The sequence below is a fragment of the Achromobacter sp. LC458 genome (assembly GCF_001005835.2).
Lineage (GTDB): Bacteria > Pseudomonadota > Gammaproteobacteria > Burkholderiales > Burkholderiaceae_B > Achromobacter > Achromobacter spanius_B.
Genome location: NZ_LBHW02000048.1, coordinates 1 through 23,731 on the forward strand (window position 1 = coordinate 1; position 23,731 = coordinate 23,731).

General features: G+C 65.4%; 18 protein-coding genes. 7 read left to right on the plus strand and 11 right to left on the minus strand.

Annotated elements, in window-relative coordinates; genetic code table 11:
- Nucleotide 1 precedes the first annotated feature (1 nt).
- The 7 genes from YH64_RS26330 to YH64_RS26360 all read right to left on the minus strand — a co-directional run bounded on the left by YH64_RS26330 (nt 2) and on the right by YH64_RS26360 (nt 7,840).
- Nucleotides 2-1,396 (minus strand): M20 family metallopeptidase, encoded by a 1,395-nt coding sequence (locus YH64_RS26330; RefSeq protein ID WP_046807228.1) that lies wholly within the window; start codon nt 1,394-1,396, stop codon nt 2-4.
- Nucleotides 1,393-2,430, minus strand: a complete 1,038-nt coding sequence (locus tag YH64_RS26335; protein WP_046807227.1) for an ABC transporter ATP-binding protein — start codon at nt 2,428-2,430, stop codon at nt 1,393-1,395. The genes YH64_RS26330 and YH64_RS26335 overlap by 4 nt, the downstream gene beginning before the upstream one ends.
- Entirely contained in the window at nt 2,427-3,416 is a 990-nt protein-coding gene (locus YH64_RS26340; RefSeq protein ID WP_046807226.1) for an ABC transporter ATP-binding protein, read from the minus strand. The genes YH64_RS26335 and YH64_RS26340 overlap by 4 nt, the downstream gene beginning before the upstream one ends.
- A 2-nt stretch (nt 3,417-3,418) precedes the next feature.
- Complete coding sequence (locus YH64_RS26345; protein ID WP_052946117.1) at nt 3,419-4,336, minus strand: ABC transporter permease; 918 nt, start codon at nt 4,334-4,336, stop codon at nt 3,419-3,421.
- A 1-nt stretch (nt 4,337) separates the two neighbouring features.
- Complete coding sequence (locus YH64_RS26350) at nt 4,338-5,255, minus strand: ABC transporter permease (RefSeq protein WP_046807225.1); 918 nt, start codon at nt 5,253-5,255, stop codon at nt 4,338-4,340.
- Between the two features lie 80 nt (nt 5,256-5,335).
- Complete coding sequence (locus YH64_RS26355; protein WP_046807224.1) at nt 5,336-6,922, minus strand: ABC transporter substrate-binding protein; 1,587 nt, start codon at nt 6,920-6,922, stop codon at nt 5,336-5,338.
- Nucleotides 6,923-7,030: 108 nt separating this feature from the next.
- The gene (locus YH64_RS26360; protein WP_046807223.1) at nt 7,031-7,840 is read right to left on the minus strand and encodes a GntR family transcriptional regulator; all 810 of its coding nucleotides are present in this window, start codon (nt 7,838-7,840) and stop codon (nt 7,031-7,033) included.
- Between the two features lie 214 nt (nt 7,841-8,054).
- Here YH64_RS26360 and YH64_RS26365 point away from each other — a divergent pair, with 214 nt between their 5' ends.
- From YH64_RS26365 to YH64_RS26375, 3 genes are all read left to right on the plus strand, one after another.
- The gene (locus tag YH64_RS26365) at nt 8,055-9,251 is read left to right on the plus strand and encodes an alanine--glyoxylate aminotransferase family protein (RefSeq protein WP_046807222.1); all 1,197 of its coding nucleotides are present in this window, start codon (nt 8,055-8,057) and stop codon (nt 9,249-9,251) included.
- A 31-nt stretch (nt 9,252-9,282) separates the two neighbouring features.
- Nucleotides 9,283-10,347, plus strand: a complete 1,065-nt coding sequence (locus YH64_RS26370; protein WP_046807221.1) for a serine hydrolase — start codon at nt 9,283-9,285, stop codon at nt 10,345-10,347.
- An 88-nt stretch (nt 10,348-10,435) separates the two neighbouring features.
- Nucleotides 10,436-11,446 (plus strand): aldo/keto reductase, encoded by a 1,011-nt coding sequence (locus YH64_RS26375; RefSeq protein WP_046807220.1) that lies wholly within the window; start codon nt 10,436-10,438, stop codon nt 11,444-11,446.
- Here YH64_RS26375 and YH64_RS26380 read toward each other — a convergent pair whose 3' ends face one another.
- Nucleotides 11,447-12,040 (minus strand): TetR/AcrR family transcriptional regulator, encoded by a 594-nt coding sequence (locus YH64_RS26380; protein ID WP_046807219.1) that lies wholly within the window; start codon nt 12,038-12,040, stop codon nt 11,447-11,449.
- 217 nt (nt 12,041-12,257) lie between these two features.
- Here YH64_RS26380 and YH64_RS26385 point away from each other — a divergent pair, with 217 nt between their 5' ends.
- From YH64_RS26385 to YH64_RS26395, 3 genes are read left to right on the plus strand one after another with little or no spacing between them, the layout of a single operon-like run.
- The gene (locus YH64_RS26385; protein ID WP_046807218.1) at nt 12,258-13,463 is read left to right on the plus strand and encodes an efflux RND transporter periplasmic adaptor subunit; all 1,206 of its coding nucleotides are present in this window, start codon (nt 12,258-12,260) and stop codon (nt 13,461-13,463) included.
- A gap of 40 nt (nt 13,464-13,503) precedes the next feature.
- A complete protein-coding gene (locus tag YH64_RS26390) occupies nt 13,504-16,653 on the plus strand; it encodes an efflux RND transporter permease subunit (protein ID WP_046807217.1) in 3,150 nt (1,049 codons plus the stop codon).
- A 5-nt stretch (nt 16,654-16,658) separates the two neighbouring features.
- Nucleotides 16,659-18,098, plus strand: a complete 1,440-nt coding sequence (locus tag YH64_RS26395; protein ID WP_143215550.1) for an efflux transporter outer membrane subunit — start codon at nt 16,659-16,661, stop codon at nt 18,096-18,098.
- 26 nt (nt 18,099-18,124) lie between these two features.
- Here YH64_RS26395 and YH64_RS26400 read toward each other — a convergent pair whose 3' ends face one another.
- Nucleotides 18,125-19,465: an MFS transporter gene (locus tag YH64_RS26400; protein WP_046807215.1), complete on the minus strand. Its 1,341-nt coding sequence runs from the start codon at nt 19,463-19,465 to the stop codon at nt 18,125-18,127.
- 128 nt (nt 19,466-19,593) lie between these two features.
- Complete coding sequence (locus tag YH64_RS26405; RefSeq protein ID WP_046807214.1) at nt 19,594-21,231, minus strand: GMC family oxidoreductase; 1,638 nt, start codon at nt 21,229-21,231, stop codon at nt 19,594-19,596.
- Nucleotides 21,232-21,446: 215 nt separating this feature from the next.
- Between YH64_RS26405 and YH64_RS26410 the strand changes: the two genes are divergently transcribed.
- A complete protein-coding gene (locus tag YH64_RS26410; RefSeq protein ID WP_046807213.1) occupies nt 21,447-22,316 on the plus strand; it encodes an IclR family transcriptional regulator in 870 nt (289 codons plus the stop codon).
- A gap of 87 nt (nt 22,317-22,403) precedes the next feature.
- Here YH64_RS26410 and YH64_RS26415 read toward each other — a convergent pair whose 3' ends face one another.
- Nucleotides 22,404-23,585 (minus strand): low temperature requirement protein A, encoded by a 1,182-nt coding sequence (locus YH64_RS26415; protein ID WP_046807212.1) that lies wholly within the window; start codon nt 23,583-23,585, stop codon nt 22,404-22,406.
- Nucleotides 23,586-23,731 lie beyond the last annotated feature (146 nt).

Sequence of the window (23,731 nt, forward strand, 5' to 3'; positions counted from 1 at the left end):
CTCAGCGCGACAGCGGTGGCGTGTCGCCCGCGCCCAGGTCCCAGTACAGGCCCGTCATCAACCCCAGCGCCTGGCGCAGCAGTTCGGGCGGCAGGTGTTCGTTGGGCGCGTGCTGCGAGCAACCGGGGTAGGAATGCGGCACCCAGATTGTGCGCAGGCCCAGCACATCCGTGAAGATGTCGTTGGGCAACGAGCCGCCCAGGTTGGGCAGCAGCGCCGTCTTCTGGCCCGACGTGCGTTCCAGCGAATCCACCGCCCATTGCACCCAGGCATCGTCCGGATCGATGCGCGTGGCGCGGAACATGGATTCGCGCGTCAGCGCAATCTTGACCATCGAGAAGCCGTGGCTGTCCAGATGCCGGCGCAGGGCCGGGATCAGGTCGTCCGGGTCCACGCCGACCACAAAGCGCAGCTGGCAACGCGCCCAGGCGCGCGGCGGGATGGCGTTGACGGGCGTTTCCGGGTTGCCGGTCTTGTAGGCCAGCACTTCAAACGAGCACCAGCCGAACACGCGCTCGGCGGGCGACAGGCCAGGTTCGCCCCAGTCCGGTTCGATCTCGGGGCCGTCGGCGCCGCCGTCCACCTGGCAGTCGGCCAAGGCGCGGCGCACGGCAGCGGGTAGTTCGGTCGGCACCCATTCCGGAATACGGATCTGCCCGGTGGGCGACACGATGGTCGATATGGCGTGCGCCAGCTGAATGCCGGGGTTGGAAATCAGCCCACCCCAGTTACCCGAATGGTGGCCGCCGGCCCGTGCCTCGATAGACAGATCAACGTTCAGGCTGCCGCGCGCGCCCAGGAAGATGGTGGGGCGCTGGGGGGCAAGACGCGGGCCGTCGGATGCAATCAGCAAGTCGGCCGCCAGCATGTCGCGATGGTCGGCGCACAGTTCGCGCAAGCCCATCGAGCCCGTCTCTTCGCCCATTTCAATCAGATATTTGGCGTTGAAGCCCAGCTTGCCGCGCGCTTGCAGCACCAGCCGCAGCGCTTCCATGTTGATGGTGTGCTGCCCCTTGTTGTCGGCAATGCCCCGGCCATACCAGCGGCCTTCGGCTTCGGTCAGCGCCCAGGGCGTCAAGCCTTCCTTCCATTCCTTTTCCAGCCCACGGATGACGTCGCCGTGGCCATAGCCCAGCACGGTGGGCAGGGCGGCGTCTTCGATGCGCTCGGCGTACAGGAAGGGCGCCAGCGCCTTGGGATGCGTCAGGGTGCGGCAGGTGAATCCGAGCGCCTCGAAGGCCGGGCGGATCTCGGATTCCAGGTAGTCGGCCAGCACGGCGGCGCGCTCGGGGTTCTGGCTTTCGGTGGGCAGCGCCAGGCGCCGCGCCAGCAGGGCGCGGAAGGCGCCCGAATCGAAACACTGTTCTGCTTGGGCGATGGCTTGCTCGCGGGTCATGAGCGGGCTCCGGTGGAGTTGGGAATTGAAGAGGAAAGGGAAGCAGCACTAGAAATGGAAGCAGATGCCGCGGTCGATGCAGCGCCGGATTCGGGATACAGATGGCAAGCCACCACGGACCCGTCACGCAGCGTCAGTGCGGGCCGCTCCACCTTGCATTGCGGCATGGCGTGTTGGCAACGCGGGTGAAACGGGCAACCGGGCGGCGGATGCAAGGGGTCGGGGAACGACAGGCCCAAGCCCATGTCCGGAATGCCCAAGCCCGGTTCGGGCGTGAGCACCGACGCCAGCAAGGCCTGCGTATAGGGATGGTGCGGGTCGTGGAACAACTTGGCCGTGGGCGCCGATTCCACCACACGCCCCAGGTACATCACCGCCACATGCGTGGCGATGTGTTCGACCACCGCCAGGTTATGGCTGATGAACACATACGTCAGGTTGAACTCGCGCCGCAGTTCCATCAGCAGGTTCATGATCTGCGCTTGCACGGATACGTCCAGCGCGGATGTCGGCTCGTCGCAGATGACGATTTCCGGGTTCATGACCAGCGCGCGCGCAATCGCCACGCGCTGGCGCTGGCCGCCGGACAGCTGCCCCGGCGTGTTGTGCGCCAGCCGGGGAGGCAGGCCCACGCGTTCCAGCATCTCGATGGCCTTGTGCATCTTGGGGTTGGCGATGCCGTGCACCTCAAGCGGCAGCGACACGATGGACGCGATGGACCGGCGCGGGTTCAAGGACGAATATGGGTCCTGGAAAATCGGCTGCACCCGGCGCGCCAGCGCGCGGCGGTCCATCTGGCGGATGTCTTGGCCGTCCAGCTTGATGGCGCCGTCGCTGGGCGGCGTCAGGCCCAGCAGCATGCGGGCCAGCGTGGACTTTCCGCAGCCCGATTCGCCCACGATGCCCAGCACCGCGCCGCGTTCCACGGCCAGGTCCACGCCGTTGACGGCGTGCAGCGTGCTGCGCGGCCGGAACATGCCCGAACGGATCGAAAATTGCCGGCTGACGGCTTCGGCTTGCAACAGCGCGCTCATGCCAGGACTCCTTCTTCAACGCGGATGCAGCGCCATTGTTGATGCGGCGGCTGGCCGTGCACGGGCACGGTGTCGCGGCATTGCGGCTGCACGTAGCGGCAACGGTCGGCAAAGGCGCAGCCGCGCAGCTCGCCCACCAATGACGGCACCACTCCGGGTATCGTGCCCAGCGATTCGCCGGGCGGGGTGCGCCCGGGCACGGGGATACAGCCCAGCAAGCCCTCGGTGTACGGATGGCGCGGCGTGGCGAAGATGTCCTTGACCGGGCCTTCCTCGACGATCTGCCCCGCATACATCACCGCCACCTGCTGCGCAATGCGCGCCACCACGCCCAGGTCGTGGGTGATCAACACCATGGCAATGCCAAGCTCGGCCTGCAAGTCCGCCAGCAAGCGCAGGATTTGCGCCTGGATGGTGACGTCCAGCGCCGTGCTGGGCTCATCGGCAATCAGCAGTTCCGGGCCGCACATCAGCGCCATGGCTATCATCACGCGCTGGCGCAGGCCGCCGGAAAGCTGGTGCGGATATTGCGTCAGGCGTTGGCCGGCCGAGGCGATGCCCACCTTTTCCAGCAGTTCCACCGCGCGGTCGCGCGCCTGTTGCTGGCTGGCATGGCGGTGGTGGATGTAGTGTTCGGTCAGTTGCTCGCCGATGGCGTAGGCGGGGTTCAGCGCCGTCATCGGTTCCTGAAAAATCATCGCCATCTTGCTGCCGCGCAGCGCATTGATACGCCGGCTGCGCGCGGTGGACAGGTCTTCGCCCAGCACCGCCAGCCGGCGTGTCGTGCGCTTGGCCGCCTTGGGCAACAGGCCCATGATGGCTAGCGACGTCATCGATTTGCCGCAGCCCGATTCGCCCACCAGGCACAGCGTTTCGCCGCGCTTGACCTGGAACGACACGTCGCGCACCGCGTGCAGCGGCCCGCGCGGCGTGGCGATGTCGACCGTCAGCCCTTGCACGTCCAGCACAATTTCTTTGTCGGCCATGGTCAGGCCCTCTCTTCAGGCGTCAGCAGTTGATGCAGCCCGTCGCCGGCCAGGTTGATCGCAAAGATCAACAAGGCCAGCGCCGAACCCGGAATGGCGATCAGCCAGAACGAAAAGAACATGTACGCCTTGGCTTCCGAAATCATCAGCCCCCAGGACGGCAGCGGCGGCTGCACGCCCAGGCCCAGGAACGACAGCGAGGCTTCCAGCAAGATGGCGCTGGCCGCTTCCAGCGTGGCAATCACGATCAGCTGCGGCACCACGTTGGGCAGCACTTCGCCCCACACGATGCGCCACGTGGACGCCCCGGCCGCCTGCGCCGCCGCCACGTATTCCAGCGACCGCACCTGCTGCGTGGCGCTGCGCATGACCACGGCGTAGCGGTCCCATTTCAAAAAGCCCAGCACCAGGATCACCACCCACAGCGAACCACCGACGATGGCCACCGTGGCCAGCGCCACCAAGATCACGGGCATGGACAAACGGGTCGTGATCAGGAACGACACGGCCATGTCGACCTTGCCGCCGAAGTAGCCGGCGGCCATGCCCATGGCGGTGCCGATGATTCCGGATATCAAGGCCACGCTGACGCCGATCAACAGCGAAATGCGCGCGCCGTAGAACAGGCGAGACAGATAGTCGCGGCCCAGCTGGTCGGTGCCCAGCGGATGCAGCCACGTGCCCTTGGCGTACCAGACGGGCGGCGCGGTGCGGTAGGCCAGGTCCTGGAAGTACGGGTCGTGCGGGGAAATCCACGGCGCCAGCAGCGCGATCAGCACGATGATGAGCAGGATGCCGCCACCGGCCAGCAGCGCCTTGTTGCGGCGCAGCCTGCGCCAGCGCAAGGTGGAGGCGGACAGTTCCAACGCGGCGGGGGCGGGCGCGCCGGGAACGGAGGGGGTGAGGATAGGCGTGGTCATGTCAGGACACCCGGATGCGCGGATCGAGCCACGCGTTGGCGATATCGGCGGCTAGCGTCAGCAGCACGTACAGCACGGACAGCAGCAGCACAATCAGCTGCATCACCGGATAGTCCTTGTACGTAATGCTCTGGTAGGCCAGATAGCCCAGGCCGTCCAGCGCGAAGATGGTTTCGATGACGACCGAGCCGCCCAGCAGGTAGCCCAACTGCACGGCGGCCAGCGCCACAACCGGCACGATGGCGTTGCGCAGGGCGTGCTTGAAGATGATCTTGCGCGCGGGCAGCCCCTTGGCGCGGGCGGTGCGGATGTAGTCCGCGCCCAGCACTTCGATCATGCCGGCGCGTATCAGTCGCATGAAGGCCGGCGCCACGTAGTAGCCCAGCGCAATCGCGGGCATCACGAAATGCTGCCAGGTGCCGCTGCCCGACACCGGCAGGATGCGCAGCGATATCGAAAACAGCATGATCAAAATCAGCGCAAAGAAAAAGTTTGGCAGCGCCTGGCCCAGCACGGCAATCGCCAGGCACACGCGGTCGATCACGCTGCCCTTGTAAATGGCGGCCAGCACGCCCAGCGGAATCGACACCAGCAGCGCAAAGCCCAGCGCGCCCATGCCCAGCAGCAAGGTGGTTTTGAGCTTGGACAGAATCAACGGCCCGGCCTCGGTCTTGAAGTACACCGACGTGCCGAAATCGCCCTGCATGATGTGCCACAGCCAGTCGGCGTATTGCACCACCAGCGGCCGGTCCAGCCCGTAGGTCTTGCGGATCATGTCGATATCGGCCTGACGCGCGCCTTCGCCGGCCAGCGCCAGCGCCGGGTCGCCCGACAGGTGCAGCAGCAGGAACGCCAGGATCGATACGGTCAGCGCCACCAGCGCCGCCAGGCCCAGGCGCCTGATCGTGAAATAAAGCATAGGACTTCCTCTAACGTTTCAGCCCGCCGGACGGGCGTGGCGCCCGCCCGGCGTTACCCCGCGCGTGACTTCCCGCGTGGCTACTTCCAGCTCATGTCCCAGAAGCGGACCAGTTCGTCGGAATACGGCTTGAAGTTCACGTCCTTGGTGGCGACGTAGTAGGCGGGCAGCGTCCACAGCGGCACCGCGTAGGCCTTTTGCGCGATCAGGTCCAGCGCTTCTTTGTAGGCGGCCTTGCGCGCCTCGCTGTCGATGGTGTGGTCGCCCTTGTTGAGCAGGTCGCGCACCTTGGGGTCGCGCGTGATGTCGTCATTGCCGAAGGCGAAGTACACGGGGGTGGACGCCGACACGTCGTTGACCAGGTTGGAACCCCAGGTCTGGTGGGTCAGCGACGCCTTGTTGGCGCGGATCATGTCGCGCATGGCGGCGTACTGCAAGAAGTTGAGCTTGGCGCGGATGCCCACGGCTTGCAGGTAGTTGATGATGGCTTCGGTCTGGTTGCGCTCGCGGTAGGCCACGATGTCGATGTCGAAGCCATTGGCGTAGCCCGCATCGGCCAGCAGCTTCTTGGCCAGCGCCGGGTCGTACTTGTAGGTGGGCGCGCCGTCTTGCGTGCAACCCACTTGCGAGGGCGTGCAGATGGTGTTGATCAGCCCACCGCCTTCGCCCACGATGTTTTTCAACATGGATTCGCGGTCGATGGCGTGGATGATGGCCTTGCGCACGCGCTCGTCTTTCAGTTGCGGCGCGGGGGTGCCGTCCTGGATGTTCATCTGCATGAACACGATGCGCATGGTGTTGCCGGTGACCATTTGCAGGTTGGGCATCTGGCCCAGCTGTTCGGCCTGGTCCTTGGGCACGCTCATGATCAGGTCTTCGCCGCCGGAGATGACTTCGGCCATCTGCGTCTGGCGGTCGGGGATGAAGCGGATGACCACCTTGCCAATCTTCGGCTGCGCCTTGGGCGAGTCCTTGAAGTAGTCGGTGTTGCGTTCCAGCGTGATGGATTTGCCGGGCTGATAGTCCACCACCTTGTACGGGCCGGAGCCCACCGGCTTGGCGTTCATGCCCTTGGGGCCGACTTCCTGGTAGTACTTGGCGGGGTGGATGGCGGCGGTGGTGGACAGGTATTCCTTGGCGCCAGGGAAGGGCTCCTTGGTGGTCAGGCGCACCTTGTATTTGTCGATTTTTTCAACCTTGTCGATCCACGACACGTTCTGCTGCGTGACCGCTTTGTTCTTCGGGTCTGCCACGTAGTTCAGCGTGTACACCACCGAGTCGGCATCGAACTCTTCGCCGTTATGGAATTTCACGCCTTCGCGCAATTCGAATTCCATGGTCTTGTCGTCGATCTGCTTCCAGCTTTTGGCCAGCTGCCCCTTGTACTCGTTGGTGACGGGGTCGCGGTACAGCAGCGTGTCCCAGACGTTGGCGGCGATGATGACGCCGATACGCACGTTGTTGAAGTACGGGTCGACGCTTTCAGGCGCCTGGTCGTACGCCATGCGCAAGGTGTCGTCTTTCTTGCCCGCCAGCGCGGGCTGGGCGGCAAGGCCGGCGCAGGCGAAGAGGGCGGCGGCGACGGCCGCGCGTAGTGGGGCGGCGGCAGTGACGCGGTGGGTGCGGGGTCGGGCGGGTGAGGCAGGTGTGAAGCGACTATCAGCCATGGTGAAGGCTCCTGTGGAAGGCACTACATGTACTGCGTATCCATCATCTCGCTCCGGGCCGCGCCACCCTGGTTTTATCGTTATCGTCCTTGCGCTGGGAGGGCAGGCTCAACCAGAGTCGGACGACGGCGCGGTCTTGGGTGCCGCATTGGCGTTGATGCTTGCATCGGCGTTGATGCTTTTCAGCGCGGCCTCGCACTTGCGCTGCAAGTGCTGCCGCATGATGCCGGCCAGCCGGTCGGCGTCGCGCGCGTCCAGGGCCTCGGCCATGTCGATGTGTTCGCGCATGGCCAGATCCCATTTCTGGCGGTTCTCGTTCGACACGAACCGCAGGTTCTGGATGCGCGCGTTCTGCGCGTCGTACAGCTGCTTGAGCAGGCTGTTGTGCGAGGCCAGGCTGATGCGTTCGTGAATTTCGCGGTTGGTATGAAAGTACGTGGGCAGGTCATGGCGCGCGTGGCTGGCCATCATTTCGTAGGTCAGCGCGCGGATCTCGGCAATTTCAAGATCGGTGGCGCGTTCGCACGCCAGCCGGCACGACATGGCTTCGAGCCCGCCGATCACTTCAAACGCTTCACGGATATTGGCTTCCGACAGCGCCACCACCTGCGCGCCACGATTCGGTTCGATCTGCACCAGGCCCTCGGCCGCCAGCACGCGAAACGCTTCGCGCATCGGTGTGCGGGACACGCCCAACAGGTCGCACAGCGCCCGTTCGTTCAGGCGGGAGCCGGGGGGAAATTCCCCTTGGATGATGCGTTCGCGCAGCGCTCCGGCGACGGCCCCAGGCAGCGTGCGGCCGTTGCCGGCAACGCGCGGCGCCGGCGACACGGCCCCTTGCGGCGGCGCGTCGGGCAGGGCGGAATCGGCGTGTGCCGACCCGGCCAGATCCGGCAACAGGCTAGGATTGCTGCTCATTGGTATACCAACTTTTCCCCGAATTTTTTCAGACTATAAACCCCGCGCAGCGACTTCAATCATGGGTGTATACCCTAGGTTATCGGTGCAAAAACAATGGGATAGAGTGGCGCATGCCGCAAGTCCGCCTGCTCGGCCGGGGCTGTGTCAAAAGCCGTTTGAATCGCCGCGCATCTTTCGTTGGTATACAAATAATTCCACTGTGGGGCTACGCATGCTTTCCCTGAATTCCCATTTGTCCGGCCGGCACTTCTTGCAGATTCCGGGGCCGACCAACGTGCCCGACCGCGTCTTGCGCGCCATAGACCAACCCACCATCGACCATCGTGGCCCCGAGTTTGGCGAGCTGGGCCACGCCGTGTTGGAAGGGTCCAAAGCCGTTTTCCAGACGCAGTCGCCCGTGGTGATTTTTCCGTCGTCGGGTACCGGCGCCTGGGAAGCCGCGCTGGTCAATACGCTGTCGCCCGGCGACCGCGTGTTGATGGTGGAAACCGGCCACTTCGCCAGCTTGTGGAAGAAGCTGGCGGGCCGGCTGGGCCTGGACGTGGACTACATCGAAAGCGACTGGCGCCACCCCGTGGACCCCGACGTGATCGGCGCGCGGCTGGCCGAAGACACGCAGCAGCGCATCAAGGCGGTGTGCGTGGTGCATAACGAAACGTCCACCGGCGTCACCAGCAACATTGCCGCCGTGCGCGCCGCGATCGACCGCGCCGCGCATCCCGCGCTGCTGATGGTGGACACGATATCGTCCTTGGGCTCCATCGATTACCGCCACGATGAATGGGGCGTGGACGTTACCGTGGCCGGCTCGCAAAAGGGCTTGATGCTGCCGCCCGGCCTGGCGTTCAACGCCGTCAGCGCGCGCGCGCTGGCCGCCGCCGATACCGCCCGGCTGCCCCGTTCGTATTGGGATTGGCGCGAAATGCTGACGGCCAATGCCAAGGGCTATTTCCCCTACACGCCGTCAACCAATCTGCTGTATGGCCTGCACGAAGCGCTGGCCATGTTGCAGGCCGAGGGTTTGCCGCGTGTGTTCGCGCGCCACGAACGCCATGCCCGCGCGACGCGTCTGGCGGTGGCCGCGTGGGGGCTGGAACTGTTAAGCCTGGACCCGGCTGCCCACAGCCCCGCGCTGACCGCCGTGATGATGCCCGAAGGCCATGGCGCCGACGCGTTGCGCAAGGTCATTCTTGAACGCTTCGATATGTCGCTGGGGCAGGGCCTGGGCAAGCTGTCCGACCGCATCTTCCGCATCGGGCATCTGGGCCACTTCAATGACTTGACGCTGTGCGGCACGCTGGCCGGCGTTGAAATGGGGCTGGCCGCCGCCGGAGTACCGCACCAGGCGGGCGGCGTGCGGGCCGCGATGGAATTCCTGGCGCGCGCCCCGGATGGCGTGGCGGCTTAAGACCAAGACAAACACAACGACGAGGGAAACCATGAACACGCTGATGCAGCAGGCGATCCAATTCGCCAATGAACACGAATCCACCTGGGACCGCAGCGTCAAGGGCAACTTTGGCGTGCACCTGAACGACCCGCCGCCCTGGAACCGCCTGCTGGGTCCCATCCACGACCGTGGCCCGGTGTCGGGCGTGGTGGTGGTGGACGGCAAGACGGTGGCCGAATGGGGCGAGCCCGAACGCGCCGACCTGACCTTCAGCGTGGCCAAGCTGTACCTGGCGATCCTGGCGGGCGTGGCGCATGACCGTGGCCTGTTGCCCGACGTGGACGAACCCGTGGGCAAGCGCGTGCCGGGCATCGGCTTCGATGAAGGCCAGAACGCTGACATCACCTGGCGCCACCTGCTGCAACAGACCAGCGAATGGGAAGGCGAACGCTTCGGCGTGTCCGACCAGGCCGATCGCTATCGCGCCGTGACCTTCGGCGTGCCGCCCGATGGCAAGAAGGGCGATGCGCGCCCCTTGCAGCGCCCCGGCACGTATTGGGAATACAACGACGTGCGCATCAACCAGTTGTCGTACGCGCTGCTGCACCTGTTCCGCAAGCCCTTGCCCGACGTGTTCCGCGAAGCCGTCACGCGCCCCATCGGCGCCAGCGAAGATTGGCAATGGGTGGGCTACGACACCGCCTGGGTCGAGATCGACGGCCAGCGCATGCCGTCCGTGCCGGGTGGTTCGCATTGGGGCGGCGGCATGTCCATCAGCGCGCGCGACCAGGCGCTGATCGGCCAGATGCTGCTGAACGACGGCCAGGCCAACGGCAAGCAGATCTTGTCGCGCGAATGGATTCAGGCGATGCGCACGCCATGCGCCATCGCGCCGTATTACGGCTACCTGATCTGGCTGAACGATCAAGGCCGCGTGTTTCCCAGCGTGCCGGCCACAAGCTTCTTCGGCGTGGGCGCGGGCAGCTCGTTCACGTGGGTGGAACCGGAACGCAAGATGGTGGTGATTGTGCGCTGGCTGAATTCCGCCCACGCGGATGCACTGTTCGGCAAGATCCTGGCGGCGGTGGATGCGGACAAGGAAACGCAGGTGTAGGATTAACGCCGCGCGAACCGCCGCCACGGGGTTCGCGCCGCGTCGACTTCATCCGCGTCGACTTCATTGATCAGAAAGGAATCGCCCCATGAAATACCGCCGTCTGGGTTCCAGCAACCTGCGCGTTTCGCCCCTGTGCCTGGGCACCATGATGTTCGGCGAACAAACGCCGGACGACGAGGCCGCGCGCATCGTTGCGTCGGCGCGTGACCATGGGGTGAACTTCATCGATACGGCCGACGTCTACAACGAAGGCCGCTCGGAACAGGTGGTGGGCAAGCTGCTGCAAGGGCAGCGCCACGACTGGGTGCTGGCCAGCAAGATCGGCAACGTGGTGGGCAAGTGCCCGAACCACTCGCATTATTCGCGTCAGTGGCTGATGCGCGGCGTTGAGCAAAGCCTGATGCGCATGGGCACGGATTTCATGGACATCCTGTACCTGCACCGCGACTTTCACGAAGAAAACCTGGAAGAAGCGCTGTGGGCGCTGGGCGACCTGATCCGCGCGGGCAAGCTGCGCAGTTTTGGCCTGTCGAACTTCCGGGGATGGCGCATTGCCGAGGTGATGCGGCTATGCGAAAAGATGGGCGTGCCGCAGCCGGTGGTGTGCCAGCCGTACTACAACATGCTGAACCGCGGCCCGGAAGTTGAAATCTTGCCCGCTTGCAAGCACTACGGGCTGGGCGTCGTGCCCTACAGCCCCATCGCGCGCGGCGTGCTCACGGGCAAGTATCTGCCGGGCCAGGCGCCTGCCGCCGATACCCGCGCCGGGCGTGGCGACCGCCGCATGCTGGCCACGGAATTTCGTGAAGAGTCGCTACAGATCGCCCAGCAGCTGGTGCAGCACAGTGCCACGCGCGGCGTGCAGCCGGGCCATTTTGCCACCGCCTGGGTGTTGGCGAATCCGATCATCACCGGCGTGATCGCCGGCCCGCGCACGCTGGCGCAAATGGAAGACTATTACGCCGCGCTGGACGTCACCATCACGCCCGAAGACGAAGCCATCGTAGACGGCTGGGTCGTTCCGGGCCACGCGTCCAGCCACGGCTACAACGACCCGAACTACCCGTTCTTCGGTCGCCCCGTCGCCGGCGCCTGATCAGGCCGGCGCTGCCGCAACCGGTGCGCGCACCGGTTCGCCGGCGATGCCGTGCAGCATCATCTGCTCGACCACGGACGCAATGCCCAGCCGCGCGACGCGCCCGCGTCGTTCGGCGTCCACCATGCTGGTCAGCACGCCAATGAACATTTCCGTCAGCGCCGCCGCCGTGATGTCCACGCGGAAGGCGCCTTCGCGCTGCCCGCGCAAAAAGAACGCATCCAGCGATTCCTGGTAGCCCGACCAGCTGTTCATGATGTCGGGCTGCTGCTCGTTGTCGGGCTTCCAGTTGTACATCAGGAACGCAGTCAGTTCCTTGTGCGCCATGTTCTGGTGGATCAGCGTGTGCAACGCCTCGCGCGGCGGCGCGGTATCCAGATGCGAATCCGCCAACGCCTTCTTCATGACGTGCGCGCAATGCGTGGTAAGCCGCAGGACCAGTTGGTCCCGCGTCTGACAGAAGCGGTATAGCGTCGCCTTGCTGACGCCCACGGCCTTGGCCAGTTCCTGCAACGTGGCGCGCGGCTGGTCCACCATCGCCAATGCCAACGCCACTAAAAACCGCTCGTGCCCTTGCCCAGCTTCGTCCGCCATTGTTCGCCCCTGTCTGTGTGTCCAATCCCCATTGCCGCGTATTGGAGCATGCGAGATTCAGCTTGTGCAAACTTTTGCGATTTTGACAAGTCAGGCCTTTTAAAACCTTCTTAATGATCTTTTGATAATCAAATGAATCTTTATTGATTCAAATCAATCGTTCAGGTAGCATCCGCAGCTTGGTGAAAAAACAGTGCCGCGGGGCGCAAGGTAAAAAATGAAGAATCAATTGAAGCGGCGCTTGCCCTTGACGGTATTGGGTTCGGTGTTGGCGATGGCCTTGGGCCTGGCCGGTTGCGGCGGTGAAAACCCCAGCCAGGCCCAGGCCGACACGCCACGCGCGGTGCAGGTGGTGCAGGTGCAACCGCAGCGCTACGCGCTGTCCAGCACCTTGCCGGGTCGCGTGGAGCCGGTGCGCGTGGCCGAAGTGCGTGCCCGCGTGGCCGGTATTGTGCTGTCACGCAACTTCGAGGAAGGCGCGGATGTGAAGGCCGGCGACGTGCTGTTCCGCATTGACCCGGCGCCGTTCAAGGCCGCGCTGTCGCGCGCCCAGGGCGAACTGGCCAAGGCCGATGCCGCCGTGGCCGACGCGCAAGCCATCCTGAAACGCTATACGCCGCTGGTGAAGATCGAAGCCGTCAGCCAGCAGGACTTCGACACCGCCACCACCACGCTGAAAAGCGCGCAGGCCGCGCGCCGGTCCGCGCAGGCCGATGTCGAAACCGCCCAGCTGAACCTGGATTACGCCACCGTCAAGGCGCCGATTTCCGGCCGCATCGGCCGGGCGCAGGTGACCGAAGGCGCGCTGGTCGGGCAGAACGAAGCCACCGTCATGGCAAAGATCCAGCAACTGGACCCCATCTACGTCGATTTCAACCAGCCCGTGGCCGACATGCTGCGCATGCGCGCGGCGTTGCAGAACGGCAGCCTGGGGCAGGGCGAGGGCGCAAGCATCTCGATCACTGTCGACGGTACGGACCAGAAACGCAGCGGCAAGCTGCTGTTCTCGGATATCGCAGTGGACCGAACAACCGGCCAGGTGTCGGTGCGCGGCGAGTTCGCCAACCCCGATGTGTTGCTGTTGCCCGGCATGTATGTGCGGGTGGAAACACAGCAGGGCGTGGACCCCAACGCCATCCTGGTGCCGCAGCGCGCGGTCACGCGCAGCACCGACGGCAAGCCGCAGGTGATGTTGGTGGGCAAGGACGATGTGGTGGAATCGCGCCCCGTGCAGACTGGCACGATGCGCGGCTCGGACTGGCACATCGTCGACGGTCTGGCGGCGGGTGACCGCGTCATCGTGGGCGGCGTGTCAGCCGCCGTGCCGGGCCAGAAAGTCAGCGTGGCGCCGGCGGCCGAACAAGAACGTGTCGCGGCGGCAAAGCCGGCTACAGACCCGGCTTCCGCCCCGGCCGCGAACTAAGCAGCCGCCCGTGCCCCGCGTGCATACCCAAAGGTAAATCATGTCCAAGTTTTTTATTGGCCGCCCCAATTTTGCATGGGTGGTGGCCATCTTCATTTCGCTGGCGGGCCTGTTGGCGATTCCGTCGCTGCCGGTGTCGCAGTTTCCGGTGGTGGCGCCACCCCAGGTGACGATTGCCGCCACCTATCCCGGCGCGTCGGCTTCGGTGCTGGTCGATTCTGTGACCAGCGTCATCGAAGAAGAGCTGAACGGCGCCAAGAACATGCTGTATTACGAGTCGTCCAGCAGTTCCAGCGGCAGCGCTGAAATCACCGTGACCTTCGAACCGGGCATGGACCCGGACCTGGCGCAGGTGGACGTGCAGAACCGCATCAAGAAGGCCGAAGCGCGCCTGCCGTCGGCCGTGACGCAGCAGGGCTTGCAGGTGGAGCAGGCCAGCTCGAACTTCCTGATGATCTACGCCCTGACGTACAAGGGCGAAGACGCGCACAAGGACGTGGTGGGCTTGTCCGACTACGCCGCGCGCCACATCAACAACGAAATTCGCCGTGTCAAAGGCGTGGGCAAGGTGCAGTTCTTTGGCGCTGAAGCGGCCATGCGCGTGTGGATCGACCCGCAGAAGCTGCTGGGCGTGGGCCTGTCGGTGGCGGACGTCAACGCGGCCATCGCGGCGCAAAACGTGCAGGTGCCGGCCGGCAGTTTTGGCAGCCGCCCGGGGTCGCCGGAGCAAGAGCTGACGGCCACGCTGGCGGTGAAGGGCATGCTGGATTCGCCGGAAGAGTTCGGCAACATTGTGCTGCGCGCGAACGCGGACGGCTCGGTGGTGCATCTGGCGGATGTGGCGCGGCTGGAAGTCGGCCGCCAGAGCTACGACTTTGAAACCCGTTTGAACGGCAAGAAGTCGGTGGGCGCGGCGGTGCAGCTGGCCCCGGGCGCCAACGCTATCGACACGGTCAAGGCCGTGAAGGCGCGCTTGCAGGAATTGTCCGCCTCGTTCCCCGAGGACGTTGAATTCTCGGTGCCGTTCGATACGTCGCAGTTCGTCAGCGTGGCTATCACCAAGGTGGTGCACACCTTGCTGGAAGCCATGGTGCTGGTGTTCCTGGTGATGTTTCTGTTCTTGCAGAATTTCCGCTACACGCTGATTCCCACCATCGTCGTGCCGGTGTGCCTGCTGGGCACGTTCGCGGTGATGTCTGTGCTGGGCTTCTCGGTCAACATGATGACGATGTTCGGCATGGTGCTGGCCATCGGCATCCTGGTGGACGACGCCATCGTGGTGGTCGAAAACGTGGAACGCATCATGGCCGAAGAGGGCCTGCCGCCGCGTGAGGCCACCATCAAGGCGATGGAGCAGGTGTCGGGCGCCATCGTCGGTATCACGTTGGTGTTGTCCGCCGTGTTCCTGCCGTTGGCCTTCATGAGCGGTTCGGTCGGCGTGATCTACCAACAGTTTTCGCTGTCGTTGGCGGTGTCGATCCTGTTCTCGGGCTTCTTGGCGCTGACCTTCACGCCCGCCTTGTGCGCCACGTTCCTAAAGCCCATCCCCAAGGGGCACCACGAAGAAAAGAAGGGCTTCTTTGGCGGCTTCAACCGCATGTTCAACCGCCTGACCGGCCGCTTCGAAGCCTTGAACTCGCGCCTGGTCAAGCGCACCGGCCGCTACATGGTGATCTACGTCGCCATCGTGGCGGTGCTGGCCGTGCTGTATGTGCGCGTGCCGGAATCCTTCGTGCCGGCCGAAGACCAGGGCTACGTCATCGTGGACGTGCAGTTGCCCCCGGGCGCCACCTACAAGCGCACCGACAAGGTCGTGGCGGACGTGGAGCAGCACCTGATGTCGCTGGACGCAATGGGCGACGCCTTCACCGTGATGGGCTTCAGCTTTTCGGGCACCGGCCAGAACGCGGGCATTGCCTTTCCCACGCTGAAGGACTGGTCCGAGCGCGGCAAGGGCCAAGCCGCGTCCGATGTGGCCGCAAGCGTGAACCAGCGCTTCGCGGCGATTGACGACGGCTCGATCATGGCGGTGAACCCGCCGCCCATCGACGGCCTGGGTAATTCGGGCGGCTTTGCGCTGCGCCTGCAAGACCGGGGCGGGCTGGGGCGCCAGGCGCTGACCGATGCGCGCAACCAGCTGCTGGCCAAGGCCAACAGTTCGCCTGTTATCGCGTACGCCATGATGGAAGGCCTGGCCGACGCGCCGCAGTTGCGCCTGGACATCGACCGCCAGAAGGCCGAGGCGCTGGGCGTGGGCTTTGACACGATCAGCACCGCGATCTCGTCGGCGTATGGCTCGGCTACCGTCAACGACTTTGCCAACGCCGGGCGCTTGCAGCGCGTGGTGGTGCAGGCCGACGTGCGCGACCGCATGACGCCCGAAAGCATCCTGATGCTGAACGTGCCGAACAAGTCGGGCGGCATGGTGCCCTTGTCGGCCTTCGTCAAGACCGATTGGGAAAATGGCCCGGTGCAGATTTCCCGCTACAACGGCTACCCGGCGTTCAAGATCGCGGGCGACGCGATGCCGGGGCACAGCACGGGCGAGGCCATGGCCGTCATTGAAAAGATCGTTTCCGAATTGCCCAATGGCATCGGCTACGAATGGACGGGCTTGTCCTATCAGGAAAAGTTTGCCGGGGCGCAGGCGCCCATGTTGTTTGCGCTGGCCTTCCTGGTGGTGTTCCTGCTGATGGTCGCGCTGTACGAAAGCTGGGCCATTCCGGCGTCCGTGATGCTGATCGTGCCGATCGGCGCGCTGGGTTCGGTGTTGGCGGTGACGGTGCTGGGCATGTCCAACGACGTGTACTTCAAGGTGGGCCTGATCACCATCATCGGTCTGGCGGCCAAGAACGCGATCCTGATCGTGGAGTTTGCCAAGAGCCTGCTTGAACAGGGTCACTCGCTGGCGGACGCCGCCATCCAGGCCGCCAAGCTGCGTTTTCGCCCCATCGTGATGACGTCGCTGGCGTTCATCCTGGGCGTGGTGCCGCTGGCGCTGGCCAGCGGTGCGGGCGCGGCCAGCCAGCGCGCCCTGGGCGTGGGCGTGATCGGCGGCATGCTGACCGCCACCTTGCTGGGTGTGATTTTCGTGCCCATTTTCTTTGTCTGGGTGCTGTCGCTGCTGCGCAAGAAAGGTGGGCAGCCCGCCCCGGACGCCTTGCCCGCCCAGCGCGCGACCCAGGAGTGAACGTGATGATGCAAACTTTTTATCCCCGCAGCCTGGGCGCGCTGCTCTTGACGGCGGCGCTGGCCGGGTGCTCGATGGCGCCGGTCTACCAACGGCCGGACGCGCCGATTCCGACCCAGTTCCCGGCTGACGGGAACCCGGCTGGCCAGGCATCGGGCGGGGCTTCGGCCAATGCCGCCCCCTCAGCCGCCGGCACGCTGGATTGGCAGACTTTCGTCACCGACGATGCGTTGCGGCAGCTGGTGGCCCTGGCATTGGACAACAACCGTGACCTGCGCCAGGCGGTGTTGAATATCGAAGCGGCCCGGGCGCAGTACCGCATCGAGCGCGCCGACCGGCTGCCGGGTATCAACGCGCAAGGCTCGGGCACGCGCCAGCGGGTGCCGGGCGACCTGAACAGTACGGGCAGTTCCGCCGTGCAGAGCAGCTATCAGGCGGGCATCGGGCTGACCTCGTTCGAGATCGACCTGTTCGGCCGTGTGCGCAGCCTGTCGGATGCGGCGCTGCAAACGTATCTGGCCACCGAGGAAACCGCGCACGCCACGCGCATCAGCCTGGTGGCCGAGGTGATCCAGGCGTATCTGACGCGTGACAGCGCGATGCGCAAGATGCAGGTCACCGAACAAACGCTGGCCAGCCGCGAGGCGTCGCTCAACCTGATCGTCAAGCGGCGCGAAGCCGGCACCGCCACGGCGCTGGATTATCAGGAAGCGCTGGGCCTGACCGAGCAGGCGCGCGCCGAACGCGAGCGCATGGAACGCGAAGTGCGCCAGGCAGGCAATGCGCTGGGCCTGTTGGTGGGCGTGAACGACCTGCGTCCGTATCTGCCCGCGCAGCTGGCCACGTCCAACGTGTTGGTGCAGAACATCGCGGCGGGCGCGCCGTCCGAATTGCTGGAGCGCCGGCCGGACATTCTGGCCGCCGAACACGAGCTGCGTTCGCGCAATGCCAGCATCGGCGCGGCGCGCGCGGCGTTCTTTCCCAGCATCACGCTGACCGGCCTGTACGGCTCGTCCAGCGCGGACCTGTCCAACTTGTTCGACGGCGGGCAGCGCGCGTGGTCGTTCATGCCGCAGATCACGTTGCCGATTTTCTCGGGCGGGCGCAATGTGGCCAACCTGGACTTGGCGACGGTGCGCAAGGACATCGCGGTGGCCAAGTACGAAGCCACCATCCAGACGGCATTCAAGGAAGTGGCCGATGCCCTGGCCGCCGCCGACACCCTGCAACGCGAGGCCGCGTCGCGCCGCGCCTTGGCCGAGTCCAGCCAGGAAGCGATGCGCTTGTCTGAAGCGCGGTATCGCGGCGGGGTCGACAGCCATTTGCGCTATCTGGACGCGCAGCGCAGCGCCTTCACCGACCAGTTGACGTACATCGACATCAGCACGCAGCGGCAGATTGCGCTGGCGACCTTGTTCAAGGCGCTGGGTGGCGGCTGGCCCTGACGTGTCGGCGGGTTCGCCCGCCGTCCTCACGCCTTGCGCCATCCCGCGCCGGGAATCGGCGGCGCCGTGTTGCCGGTGGCTTCGCTCACCGGCTTGCCGCGTCCGATCAGCCAGGCGCACCATGCCGAGACCGCGCCGGCAAACAGCACGTACAGGCAGATCAGCCACGGCTGCCCGCCGCCCGTCTTGAGCAGCGCGGTGGCGATGATGGGCGTGATGCCGGACGCGAAGATACCCGAGAACTGATAGACGAACGAAATCCCGGTGTAGCGGACCTTGGCGTCGAACAGCTCGCAGAACAGCGCTGCCTCGGGGCCGTACACGGCGGCGTAGAAGATGCCGAACGGGATGATGATGGCCAGCCAGATCAGCATGACGCTGCCCTGGCTGTTCAGCATCAGCCAGAAGCCGGGGAAGGACGCCAGCGCGGTAATCAGCGAGCCCCAGAAGTACACGCGGGTGCGACCGATGCGGTCGGACAGGCGGCCGAAGAACGGAATGAAAAAGCACATCACCAGCGCGGCGGCCATCACGCCCGTCAGCGCCTCGGTGCGCGTGATCTGCACGGTTTGCGTCAGGTACGAAATCGAAAACACGCCGAACACATTGAAGAACACGCCGTCGATATACCGCGCGCCCATGCCTTTGAAGACGTTGCCGGGGTAACGCTTGAGCATGTCGAAAAACGGAATGCGGCTTTCGGCATTGTTGGCCTTTACCGCCGTGAACTCGGGCGTTTCCTTGATGTTCAGCCGGATGTACATGCCCACCATCACCATGGCGGCGGACGCCAGGAAGGCAACGCGCCAGCCCCAGGCCATGAACTGTTCGTCGGTCAGCAAGGTGGACAAGAGCGCCACGGTGCCCGAGGCCAGGCACAGGCCGATTGCCAGGCCGATCTGCGGCAGCGAGGCGTAGAAGCCCTTTTTGCCCGGTGGCGCGTATTCATAGGCCATCAACACCGCGCCGCCCCATTCGCCGCCCAGGCCGATGCCCTGGAACACGCGCAGCAGCAGCAACAGGATGGGCGCCCATAGCCCGATGGTTTCGTAGGTGGGCACCAGGCCGATCAGGAAGGTGGACACGCCCATGATCATCAGCGTCATCACCAGCATGCTCTTGCGCCCGATGCGGTCGCCAAAGTGTCCGAAGATCAGCCCGCCCAGCGGCCGCGTCACAAAGCCCACCGCGAAGGTGGTGTAGGCCAGCATGGTGGATACCAGCGGGTCGCCCGTGGGGAAGTACAGCTTGTTGAACACGATGCCCGCCACGACACCGTAAAGAAAGAAGTCGTACCACTCGATGGTGGCGCCGATCAACGATGCGGTGACGACCTTGCGTACCGCGGCTTCGTTTTGCTTGGACATTGCAGTCTCCTTTGGTGAAGGCGGGGGCGCTTCTGTTGTCGCCCGCGTGCCGGTCTGACTTCAGGTTCGTCGTTCACATCCTTGTTGATTGCTTAAAGCGCGCGGCCACAAGATCAGCCGCCAGTACATCAAGCAGCGACCAGATCCGCCCGCCGCCGCGCCTGCTTGAAATCCTCCAGCATGAAATCCGCCGCGCGTTCGGCCAGCATCACCACGGGCGCGTTGGTGTTGCCCGATACCAGCGTGGGCATCACCGAACAGTCCACCACCCGCAGGCCCTGCACGCCGTGCACGCGCAGGCGTTCGTCAACCACCGCCAGCGGGTCGCTGCGCGGACCCATCTTGGCGGTGCCCGATGGGTGAAAGATGGTGGCGCCGTATTCGCGGCAGAAATGCAGGATCTCGTCGTCGGTGCGTACGTTGGGGCCGGGCCGGAATTCGCGCTTCATCAGCGACGCCAGCGGTTCGGTTGCGGCCAATAGCCGCGCATGCTTGACGGCGGCCACGGTCATGCGGCGGTCCAATTCCGTGGACAGGTAGTTGGGCTGCATCGACGGCGGTTCGAACGGGTCGGCCGCGCGCAGCCGCACGTAACCGCGCGAAGACGGGCGCAACTGGCAGACCGAATACGTGCATCCGGAAAAGGGGTGTACCTTGCCGCCGGCCATGTCGGCGGACAAGGTGGCGAAGTGGTATTGCGTGTCCGGCGTGCGGCTGGCGGGGTCGACCCGGCAGAACAGTCCGCCCTGATTGATGCCGACCGCCAGCGGGCCGCTTCGGAACAGCAGCCATTGCAAGCCCATGCCCACGCGCCCGTGCAGGCTGCGCAGCTGGTCGTTGGTGGTGATGGGCCGGGTGGTTTCGTAGATCAGGCGGATCTGAAGATGGTCTTGCAGGTTTTCGCCCACGCCTGGCAGGTCGCGCACGACGCGGATGCCGAACTGGCGCAGCAGCGCGGCCGGGCCCACGCCGGATAGTTGCAGCAGCTGGGGCGATTGCAGCGCGCCGGCGCACAGCACCACTTCGCGCCGCGCGCGCAGCGTGCGCACTTGCCCGCCTTGCCGGTATCGCACCCCGCAGGCGCGTCCGCCTTCGAACAGGATGGCCATGGCATGCGCATCGGTTTCCACGCGCAGATTGGGCCGGTCCCGCGCGGGCCGCAGATAGGCTACGGCGGTGGAGCAGCGGCGGCCGCGCCGCGTGGTCAGCTGGTAGTAGCCCACGCCTTCTTGCTCGCCCGTGTTGAAGTCCTGCACGGGGGGCACGCCCATCGTCCGCGCGGCGGCGATCATCGCTTCGACCAGCGGGTGGGGCGTCTTGATGGACGTGGCGCTCAAGGGGCCGTTCACGCCCCGGGTCGGCCCCGCGCCCAGGTCGTTGTCTTCCAGTTTGCGAAAGTAGGGCAGGCAGTCGTCCCAGCCCCAGCCGGGGTTGCCCGCGCGTTGCCAGGCGTCGTAGTCGGCACGCTGGCCACGAATGTAGATCAGGCCGTTGATGGCGCTGGAGCCGCCAAGCGTGCGGCCGCGCGGCCAGTAGATGCGCCGGCCCAGCATGTTGGGATCGGGGTCGGTGTAGTAGCCCCAGTTCACCACTTTGTGGAACATGGTCTTGCCGTAGCCGATGGGGATGTGGATCCACGGGTAGGTATCCCGGGGGCCCGCTTCCAGCAGGCAGACGGCGTGCGCGCCATTGGCGCTAAGCCGATTGGCCATCACACATCCGGCCGAGCCGGCGCCCACCACGATGACATCCACGGTATCGGACATATCGCCTTGTCTCCCTGTCGTCGCATCGCCGTCGCGACTGACGTCACCGTGTTCGCAAGCGATGGTGACGGCGCGTTTTCCCTGCTTGTCGCGGCGGGACGCACTTATATACTGGTTTGATGCGGCCGGTTTGCGTTGCGCACCCGGCTGGCATCTGTGGCGATTCTAGGAAGCAGGCGCGTACAACAAAGCACAACACGCGTGGGGGCGGACAAATGGAACGGAACATGCAACTTCGGTTTCAAAATCGCAGTGCAGCATCGGCGCCGGAGCCGTCGGCGTCCGGGCATCCGGCGTCCGGGCAGCACCAACATCAACAGCAAGAGGCCGCGCGCTCGTTACGGGCGTTGCTGGTGCTGGACCATCTTGCGCGCGCCCAGCATCCGCCCACGTTGGCGCAGCTGGCACAGCGGCTGGACATGCCCAAGACCACCTTGATGCGCTTGCTGGCGGCGATGCAGCGCGCCGGCTTCGTGGCGGCCACGCCGACCGAGCAGGGCTATGTGCCGGGGCCGCAAGCCACATCGCTGGCGCTGGCCACGCTGAGCGCCTCGGCGTTCACCCGTGCCTGCCGTGCCGTGCTGGCGCAGCTGGTGGGCACGCTTGGCGAGACCTGCAACTTGACCGCGCCTGACGGCGACCGCGTGGTCTATATGGAACGCGTGGAAACGTCGGAGCCCCTGCGGCTGTTCTTCGCGGTGGGCAGCCATGTGCCGATGCACTGCACCGCCAGCGGCAAGCTGTTTCTGGCGTCAATGAGCCGGCTGGAACGAGGCCGGGTGCTGGCGCGGCTGCCGCTGACGCGCAACACGCCGCGCACCTTCACGGACCCGACGAAGCTGGACGAGGAACTGGAGCGCCTGGCCGCGCGCGGCATCGGCATCGATAACGAGGAATTCGTGCGCGGCATGAGCGCGGTGGCGGTGCCGATAAGAGACGCCGAGGACCGCGTGGTGGCGGCGGTGGCCTGCCACGCGCCCACGGCGCGCGTGATGCTGGATGACTTGCTGCGCGCCGTGCCGGTGCTGCAACGCGCGGCGCAGTCGCTGCACGAGGTGCTGGCGCTGCATCGCCCGGGCGTGTGACGCTGCGTTGCGGCATCGGTGGACGCGCGGGTCTGTGCGGCGACAGCTTCGTCGCAAGGGCCCCGCCAGTGCTCGCGTACCGGACGGCTACACGGTGACGGGCGAGGCCGCCCGGCGCCGCGACACGCTTTCCCACACGGCCACCAACACCATGATCAGCGTGGTCAGCCCGCCCACCATCAGGTTGTCGGTAACGGTAGACACCGGCGCCAGCACCGCCAGCAATACCAGCCCGGCCAGGTGCGATAACGGAAAGCGCGCGTACACCACCGTCTTGTAGATGCCGTTGCCCAGCAGGTACAGCGCCGGCCCGCCCAGCAATGCGGCGGCCGCCGGCGTGGTGATGCGGCCATCGGGGTGCAGGATGACCAATTCGTTGGCCACCGCCGACACGATCACGCCAGCGATCAAAATCACGTGCACATAGTGGAAGATGGCGCCCATGCGGCCCGGGTCGCTGGAATGCACGATGGCGTGGCTGCCGTCCTTGCTGCTGGTGTCGAAATACACCCACCACATGGCGGCCGTTCCCAGGAAGGCGGCCAGCAGCGCGATCAGCGTGGGGATGTCCCAATGGCCACGGTCGCCCAGCGTGGCGCCCGTGATCAACAACGTTTCGCCCAGCGCCACGATGACGAACAGCTGGCAGCGTTCGGCAATATGGCCGCCCTCGATGGTCCAGTCGCTGGTGTAAGAGCGGCCCATGCCGGGCAGGCGGAACCCGAACATGGGCGAAATATATTCGCAGGCCACGGCTGCTATCCACAGCACCAGGCGCGCCTCGCCGGAGGCCAGGCCGCCCGCGATCCACAACACCGCCGAGATGCACAGCCAGCCCAGCATGCGGCGGAAGTTGTCGGCCAGCGGATGGTTGCGCCCCAGGTGCAGCACGATGAACACCGTGCGCCCGACCTGGATCAAGGCATAGCAGATGGCGAAGATCAGCCCGTTTTCCCCGAACGCGTCGGGCAGCACGGCGGCGGCGATCAGGCCGACCAGCATCACCGCGAACAGCATGACGCGCATGGGGATGGCGTCGGGGTCGAACCAGTTGGTGACCCAGCACGTGTACTGCCATCCCAGCCAGACGGCGAACCACAGCACCAGCGCGTGCACCGCGCCCATCAAGGTCAGGTCATGCAGCAGGCTGTGCGAGAGCTGGGTGACGGCAAAGACGTAGACCAGGTCAAAGAACAGCTCGACGAAGGTGACGCGGGCTTCATGGCCGTCTCGGCGGCGAAGCAGCGTGGCGCTGGCTAGAAAAGTCATGGCGGGCGCTTCCTGTAAAAAGGCGCGCTGCCAGAGTACTGCAAGGCTCGGCGGGCAATTGCAAAACTTATCAAAGGCGGCCCCGGCCGGCGGCCCGGCGACCCGGCGGTCCTGCGGCCAGGATCATGGCGTCGGTGCCGGCGTAC

What these genes read in the sequence shown, in the direction of transcription:
- YH64_RS26365 (WP_046807222.1), top strand. Translation starts at nt 8,055, where the DNA reads ATGCTTTCCCTGAATTCCCATTTGTCCGGCCGGCACTTCTTGCAGATT.
- YH64_RS26330 (WP_046807228.1), bottom strand. Translation starts at nt 1,396, where the DNA reads ATGACCCGCGAGCAAGCCATCGCCCAAGCAGAACAGTGTTTCGATTCG.
- YH64_RS26415 (WP_046807212.1), bottom strand. Translation starts at nt 23,585, where the DNA reads ATGACTTTTCTAGCCAGCGCCACGCTGCTTCGCCGCCGAGACGGCCAT.
- YH64_RS26380 (WP_046807219.1), bottom strand. Translation starts at nt 12,040, where the DNA reads ATGGCGGACGAAGCTGGGCAAGGGCACGAGCGGTTTTTAGTGGCGTTG.
- YH64_RS26390 (WP_046807217.1), top strand. Translation starts at nt 13,504, where the DNA reads ATGTCCAAGTTTTTTATTGGCCGCCCCAATTTTGCATGGGTGGTGGCC.
- YH64_RS26335 (WP_046807227.1), bottom strand. Translation starts at nt 2,430, where the DNA reads ATGAGCGCGCTGTTGCAAGCCGAAGCCGTCAGCCGGCAATTTTCGATC.
- YH64_RS26375 (WP_046807220.1), top strand. Translation starts at nt 10,436, where the DNA reads ATGAAATACCGCCGTCTGGGTTCCAGCAACCTGCGCGTTTCGCCCCTG.
- YH64_RS26405 (WP_046807214.1), bottom strand. Translation starts at nt 21,231, where the DNA reads ATGTCCGATACCGTGGATGTCATCGTGGTGGGCGCCGGCTCGGCCGGA.
- YH64_RS26400 (WP_046807215.1), bottom strand. Translation starts at nt 19,465, where the DNA reads ATGTCCAAGCAAAACGAAGCCGCGGTACGCAAGGTCGTCACCGCATCG.
- YH64_RS26385 (WP_046807218.1), top strand. Translation starts at nt 12,258, where the DNA reads ATGAAGAATCAATTGAAGCGGCGCTTGCCCTTGACGGTATTGGGTTCG.
- YH64_RS26355 (WP_046807224.1), bottom strand. Translation starts at nt 6,922, where the DNA reads ATGGCTGATAGTCGCTTCACACCTGCCTCACCCGCCCGACCCCGCACC.
- YH64_RS26370 (WP_046807221.1), top strand. Translation starts at nt 9,283, where the DNA reads ATGAACACGCTGATGCAGCAGGCGATCCAATTCGCCAATGAACACGAA.
- YH64_RS26360 (WP_046807223.1), bottom strand. Translation starts at nt 7,840, where the DNA reads ATGAGCAGCAATCCTAGCCTGTTGCCGGATCTGGCCGGGTCGGCACAC.
- YH64_RS26350 (WP_046807225.1), bottom strand. Translation starts at nt 5,255, where the DNA reads ATGCTTTATTTCACGATCAGGCGCCTGGGCCTGGCGGCGCTGGTGGCG.
- YH64_RS26340 (WP_046807226.1), bottom strand. Translation starts at nt 3,416, where the DNA reads ATGGCCGACAAAGAAATTGTGCTGGACGTGCAAGGGCTGACGGTCGAC.
- YH64_RS26395 (WP_143215550.1), top strand. Translation starts at nt 16,659, where the DNA reads ATGATGCAAACTTTTTATCCCCGCAGCCTGGGCGCGCTGCTCTTGACG.
- YH64_RS26345 (WP_052946117.1), bottom strand. Translation starts at nt 4,336, where the DNA reads ATGACCACGCCTATCCTCACCCCCTCCGTTCCCGGCGCGCCCGCCCCC.
- YH64_RS26410 (WP_046807213.1), top strand. Translation starts at nt 21,447, where the DNA reads ATGGAACGGAACATGCAACTTCGGTTTCAAAATCGCAGTGCAGCATCG.